Source organism: Dyella sp. (assembly GCF_051954575.1).
GTDB lineage: Bacteria > Pseudomonadota > Gammaproteobacteria > Xanthomonadales > Rhodanobacteraceae > Dyella_B.
The window spans coordinates 21,961-28,156 of record NZ_JBQCHP010000147.1 but is presented as its reverse complement, the minus strand read 5'-3'; the positions used below and the strand labels follow the sequence as shown (position 1 = coordinate 28,156).

General features: G+C 64.5%; 5 protein-coding genes. 2 read left to right on the top strand and 3 right to left on the bottom strand.

The genetic code is table 11. The features are described 5' to 3' along the window. Positions 1-122, top strand: a 122-nt coding sequence (locus ACTHNE_RS18510; protein ID WP_440269993.1) for an L-histidine N(alpha)-methyltransferase, incomplete at its 5' end; no start/stop codon positions are given. Positions 123-162: 40 nt separating this feature from the next. Here ACTHNE_RS18510 and mfd read toward each other — a convergent pair. Further along, positions 163-3,612, bottom strand: a complete 3,450-nt coding sequence (gene mfd / locus ACTHNE_RS18505; RefSeq protein ID WP_440269992.1) for a transcription-repair coupling factor — start codon at positions 3,610-3,612, stop codon at positions 163-165. Between the two features lie 169 nt (positions 3,613-3,781). On the opposite strand from mfd, the gene ACTHNE_RS18500 reads away from it, so the two are divergent. Continuing rightward, complete coding sequence (locus ACTHNE_RS18500) at positions 3,782-4,444, top strand: class I SAM-dependent methyltransferase (protein ID WP_324942472.1); 663 nt, start codon at positions 3,782-3,784, stop codon at positions 4,442-4,444. Between the two features lie 97 nt (positions 4,445-4,541). On the opposite strand, the gene ACTHNE_RS18495 is transcribed toward ACTHNE_RS18500, so the two are convergent. After that, positions 4,542-5,147, bottom strand: coding sequence for a GNAT family N-acetyltransferase (locus ACTHNE_RS18495; RefSeq protein WP_324942476.1), 606 nt, complete (start codon positions 5,145-5,147; stop codon positions 4,542-4,544). Positions 5,148-5,286: 139 nt separating this feature from the next. Next, entirely contained in the window at positions 5,287-6,195 is a 909-nt protein-coding gene (locus ACTHNE_RS18490; protein ID WP_324942480.1) for a cation diffusion facilitator family transporter, read from the bottom strand. Between the last annotated feature and the right edge of the window lies 1 nt (position 6,196).

Genomic DNA, 6,196 nt, shown 5'->3' with positions numbered 1-6,196 from the left:
GCTGCAAGTATTCGCCGGCGGATTTCGCGGCGCTGGCGGCGACGGCGGGCCTGGCCGTGCAGCAGGTGTGGTTCGATCCGCAGCGCATGTTCAGCCTGCAATACCTGACGCGAGCGGCGTGACTGTTCCCTCCCCTACGTGTAGTAGGGGAGGGGCACGTAGCTATGCAGCCTTGCGTGCGCCCAGCCTGCCAAGCAGTTCCTGTGCTGTGCGAATACGCTCGCTCGCACCAGGCAATTCCAGGTTGATCTTCAGCTTGTCTTGCCCGTCCATCTTGTAGACGCGCGGATAGTTCTGGATCAGGCGGATCACCGCCATCGGATCGATCTCGGGCTTGTCGCGGAAGGTGATGCGTCCGCCGTTTGCACCGAAATCCAGTTTGCGTATGCCCAACGGCGTGGCCATCAGCTTCAGTCCGGCGACGGCGAACAGGTTTTTCACAGCATCGGGCAACAAGCCGAAGCGGTCGATCATTTCCACCTGCAGCTCGCGCAGTGACTCCTCGTCGCGCGCGCTGGCGATGCGCTTGTACAGCGTCAGGCGGGCGTGCACGTCGGGGAGGTAGTCGTCCGGAATGAGTGCGGGAAGATGCAGCTCCACCTCGGTTTCGTGTTCGCTGCTCAAATCGAAATCGGGCACCTTGCCGGATTTCAGCGCACGCACGGCGCGTTCCAGCAGTTCGGTGTAAAGGCCGAAGCCGATCTCCTGGATCTGGCCCGATTGCTCGTCGCCCAGCAGTTCGCCCGCGCCGCGGATTTCCAGGTCGTGCGTGGCCAGCGTAAAGCCTGCGCCGAGTTCTTCGAGCGAGGCGAGCGCCTCCAGTCGTTTCTCGGCATCGGCGGTGATGGAACGTCGATCGGGCACGATCAGGTACGCATACGCACGATGATGCGAACGCCCCACGCGGCCGCGCAATTGATGCAACTGCGCCAGGCCGAAGCGATCGGCGCGGTTGATGATGATGGTGTTGGCGGTGGGAATGTCGATGCCGGTTTCGATGATGGTGGTGCAAACCAGCACATTGAAACGCTGACGATGGAAATCGGCCATGACTCGTTCCAGCTCGCGCTCGGGCATCTGGCCGTGGGCGATGCCGATGCGCGCTTCGGGCATCAGCTCCTGCACTTCGCGCGCGGTGCGTTCGATGCTTTCCACTTCGTTGTGCAGCAGATACACCTGGCCGCCGCGCTGCAGTTCGCGCTGGAACGCTTCGCGGATCAATGCGGTTTCCCAGGTGGATATGAACGTGCGCACGGCCATGCGATGCGCCGGCGGCGTGGTGATCAGCGACAGATCGCGCAAGCCGCTCATCGCCATGTTCAGCGTGCGCGGGATCGGCGTGGCGGTCATGGTGAGCAGATCCACCTCGGCGCGCAGCTTTTTCAGCTGCTCCTTTTGCCGCACGCCGAAGCGTTGCTCTTCATCGACGATCACCAGGCCGAGATTCTTGAACTTCACATCCGGCTGCAGCAGCTTGTGCGTGCCGATGATCACGTCGATCTGGCCATCGGTCAGGCGCTTGAGCGCTTCGTTCACTTCCTTGCTGGAACGGAAGCGCGACAACACATCGACCTTCACCGGCCAGTCGGCGAAGCGGTCGGCGAAGTTGCGGTAGTGCTGCTGCGCGAGCAGGGTAGTGGGCACCAGCACCGCCACCTGCTTGCCCGCGGTAGCGGCGGCGAAGGCTGCGCGCAGGGCGACTTCCGTTTTGCCGAAACCCACGTCGCCGCAGATCACGCGATCCATCGCGCGCGGACGGGCCAGGTCGCCGAGCACCGCATCGATCGCCTGCAACTGGTCGGGCGTTTCCTCGAACGGGAAGCTGCTGCCGAATTCCTCCACCAGCTGGCGATCGATCGGCAGCGATTCGCCGCCGCGCGCTTCGCGCTGCGCGTAGATCGCCAGCAACTCGGCGGCCACGTCACGTACTTTTTCGGCGGCTTTCTTGCGTGCGCGTTCCCAGGCGTCGCCACCCAGCGAATGCAGCGGCGCCAGTTCCGGTGCGGTGCCGGAGTAGCGGCTGACCAGGCCAAGCTGCGCGACCGGCACGTAGAGCTTGTCGCCCTTGGCGTATTCGATGACCAGGAATTCGCCGGTCATGCCGCCCAGTTCCATCGACACCAGGCCCTGGTAGCGGCCCACGCCATGATCGACGTGCACGATCGGCGAGCCAATGGAAAGCTCGGTCAGATCGCGGATGACGGTCTCGGGATCGCGCGCGGCACCGCGGCGTCGGCGGCGCTCGGTGCGCACGCGCTCGCCGAACAGCTCGCGCTCGGTGAGCACGGTGAGCGCCGGCTGTTTCAGCGCGAAGCCTTGTTCCAGCGGCGCGATGGTGATCGCCAGCCTGTTCGTGTCTTCGAGAAACGCCTGCCAGCCGTCGACGTTCTGCGGACGCAAGCCGGCCGTGGCGACCTGTTCGAGCAGGGCTTCGCGGCGGCCGGCCGAATCGGCGGCGATCAGCGTGCGGCCTGGATACGCCTCGATGAAATGGCGCAGCGAGGTCCCCGGTTCCTCGCCCTTGCGATTGAGCGGAACCTCCGGCGCCGGTTGCGTGCCGGCATCCACGGCATGCTCGTGGCCGCTTTCGACCACTTCCACGCGCAGGCGTTTGTTGAGCTGTTCGCGCAATTGCTCGGGCGAGAGGTACAACTCCGCCGGCGGCAGCACGGGGCGCTCGATATCGTGCGCCCGCTGGTCGTAGCGTTCGGCCGTCTGTACCCAGAATTGTTCGGACGCTTCGCGCGCGCCTTCGCCGAGCACGAACAAGGCATCGTCGCCGAGGTAGTCGAACAGCGTCGCCGTGTGGTCGAAGAACAGCGGCAGGTAGTACTCGATGCCGCCGGGCGTGACGCCTTCCTTCATGTCCTGATAGAGCGGGCAGCGGCGCACGTCGATGGGAAAGCGCTCGCGCAGGCGGTTGCGGAACGCCTTGGCGCCTTCGTCGGTGACCGGAAATTCGCGCGCGGGCAGCAGTTCCACTTTTTCCACTTGCTGCTGCGAGCGCTGCGTTTCCGGATCGAAGCTGCGGATCGATTCCACTTCGTCGTCGAACAATTCCACGCGATACGGCTCGCGCGCGCCCATCGGGTAAATGTCGATCAGTGCGCCGCGCACGGCGAAATCGCCGGGTTCGCCCACTTGCGGCACGTGCCGGTAGCCGGCCGCTTCCAGTCGGCGTTGTTCGGCGGCGATGTCCAGTTTCTGGCCCTTGCGCAGCATCAGGCCGGAGCCGGTGATGTGCGAGCGCGGCGCAATGCGCTGCATCAGCGTCGCCGCCGGCACCACCAGCACGCCGCGCTTTACGCCGGGCAGGTGGTAGAGCGTGGCGATGCGCTGGGAGACGATGTCCGGATGCGGGCTGAAAACGTCGTAGGGCAGCGTTTCCCAGTCCGGAAAATGCAGCACCGGCAGGCTGCCGGCGAAGATGCGCAGCTCGTCTTCCAGGGCATGGGCGCGCTGGGTGTCGCGCGTGACCACCACCACCAGGCCCTGGTGCGATCGGGCGGCCTCGGCCACCAGCAGCGCCCGCGCGGAGCCGTGCGGTGGCGTCCAGTAGCGGCGTTGCTTGGGAGAGGTGGGAAGGGGTGGATGGCTGATCGGATTGGGCATGGGAAATGGCATGGGAAGGCGCAGGAGGAATGCGGCGCCAAGGAAGCGCGCAAGTTTAGCGCGTTGCTGGATGGGGTCTCATCAAGAACATGGGAAGGGCGGCCGGGACATTGCGTTCAGGCGCGTCCGGTGCGAACTTCTGCCAGCTTGTGACCACCAGACCTCGACCATGCCTACCGATACCACGCTCGACACCCAAGCCGGCGCCGCCGTGTACTCACCGTGGGTGCTCAGGCTGTATGACGCGTGGGTGCTGGGCATTTCCAACCGCTGGGCCTGGCAATGCGCCACCACCGACGTGCTGCTGCCGTTCTATCGCAAGCATGTGGGCGCGCGGCACCTGGATGTCGGCGTGGGCACCGGCTTCTACCTTGAACATGCCGGCTTCGGTCCCGCACAACATTTGTCGTTGCTGGATCTAAACCAGAACAGCCTGCGCGCCGCCGCTGCACGGCTCGGGCGCGCGGACGTGAGCTGGTTCGTGCAGGATGTGATGCAGCCCGCGAGCGCGCTGGGCGATCGCACGTACGACTCGATCGCACTGTTCTACCTGCTGCACTGCCTGCCGGGCGACATGGCGGCCAAGGTGTGCGTGTTCGAGCATCTGAAACCGCATCTGGCCGAAGGCGGCACCTTGTACGGCGCCACCATCCTGGGCGATGCGGCCGGGCACAATGCGTTCGGCCGCAAGCTGATGAGCGTCTACAACAAAAAGGGCATTTTCGGGAATCGCGGCGACACGCTGGAAGGCTTGGAGCAAGCGCTGCGTGATCATTTTGCCGATGTTGAGGTGAAGCTACATGGCAAGGTGGCTTGTTTTACCGCGCGTTGAACGTAGGTTGGGTTAGCGCACCCTAACCCCACCCATACCCACGAACATGTTTGGTTAAGCAGCGCGAACCCAACCAACCAATGGCATCTCGCTCAAGTTATAGCTTCAAGCTGATCTGCGCCGTACCCGCTTCGCCTGGCACCATCTTCGCGACGAAACCCAGCTCCTTGCACAGCTGCAGCATCGGGCGGTTTTCCATCAGCACGTAGCCCCAGATTTCGCTCAGGCCACGGCGGCGGCTTTCGTCGACCAGCCGTTGCATCAGCAAGGCGCCGAGGCCGATGCGCGTCCATTCGTGTTCCACCAGCACGGAAAACTCAGCCGTGTTGCTGGCGACGTCGACGAAGATGCGTCCCACGCCACGCAGTTCGGCCGGCTTGACGGTTTCGTCGATCAGCACGAACGCGGCTTCCAGTTCCGGATCGATGCGGCACAGCCGCTGCGCCATCGATACGGGCAGTTCCGACATGGCGTGCATGAAACGGCGACGCACGTCCTGCGCCGGCAGGCGCTTGAAGCAGCGTTGCACGGCGGCCACGTCGCCGGGTTCGATACCACGCAGAATCAGTTCGCGTCCGTCAGCGGTATGCACCATTTCGCCACGGCGCGTGTCGGAAACCGGCAAGGGCGAGAAGCGTACGCGGCTTGGCGGCGGCAACTGGGCGTGGCGCGGATAGAGATCGCGGGCAGAGGTCATGTTCATACCCGTACTATAGCGTATTGTTTGCAGTGCAGCATGAATGCATTGGCGGTCGATATGACTCATACGCCGCCGTCAAGAGGCCGTCAAGGCCATCTTTCGTGGCTGAAATCATGCGCTGCAGCAAAATGTCGCAGGCGTGTCAGTCGGCCACATCCGGCTCGAAGAAGCTCCAGCGGATGTCGGCGAAGCGGGCCTTCATCGCGCGCTCCACGGCATTGATCGCCTCGATCAGGCTGAGTGCGTCGGGCGTGGGCGCCATGCGCGCCTTGACCGCCACCATCACGTCCGGACCCATCTGCAGGGTGATCAGGTTGAGTACCTCGGCCACCTCCGGCCGCTCGCCCAGGAAGGCCAGCAGTTCCTGGCGGCGGCGCGGCTCCACGCCCTGGCCGATCAGTAGCGCCTTCACCTCGATGGCCAGCGCGATCGCCACCACCACCAGCAACACGCCGATGGCGATCGTGCCCAGCGCATCGAACAACAAGTTGCCGGTGAGGACGGTGGCGCCGATCGCCAGCGTGGCCAAGCACAGGCCGAGCAGGGCAGCCAGATCCTCGCCGAAGATCACCAAGAGTTCGCTGGAACGCGTTTCGCGAAACCAGCGCCACAGGCTTTGCTCGCCGCGTGCCTGATTCACCTCGTGCAGGCAGCCGCGCATGGAGATGCTTTCCATCACGATGCCGAACAGCAGCACGCCCAACGCCAGCCACGGCCAGCGCAGCGGCTCGGGTGCGGAAAGCTTGTGCACGCCTTCATAGATCGAGAATAGGCCGCCCACCGCAAACAGCAGCAGCGCGACCACGAACGACCAGAAATACAGCGCGCGTCCCCAGCCAAGCGGGTACTCGTCGGATGCCGGCTTTTTCGCCTGACGCATGCCGAGCAGCAGCAGGCCCTGGTTGCCGCAATCGGCGAGCGAGTGGATCGCCTCGGCCAGCATTGCGCCGGAGCCGGTGACGACGGCGGCCACCAGCTTGGACACGAAGATCGCGAAGTTCGCGCCCAGCGCCAGGAGAACGGCCTTGAGCGAATTGGCGTGTCCAGCCATC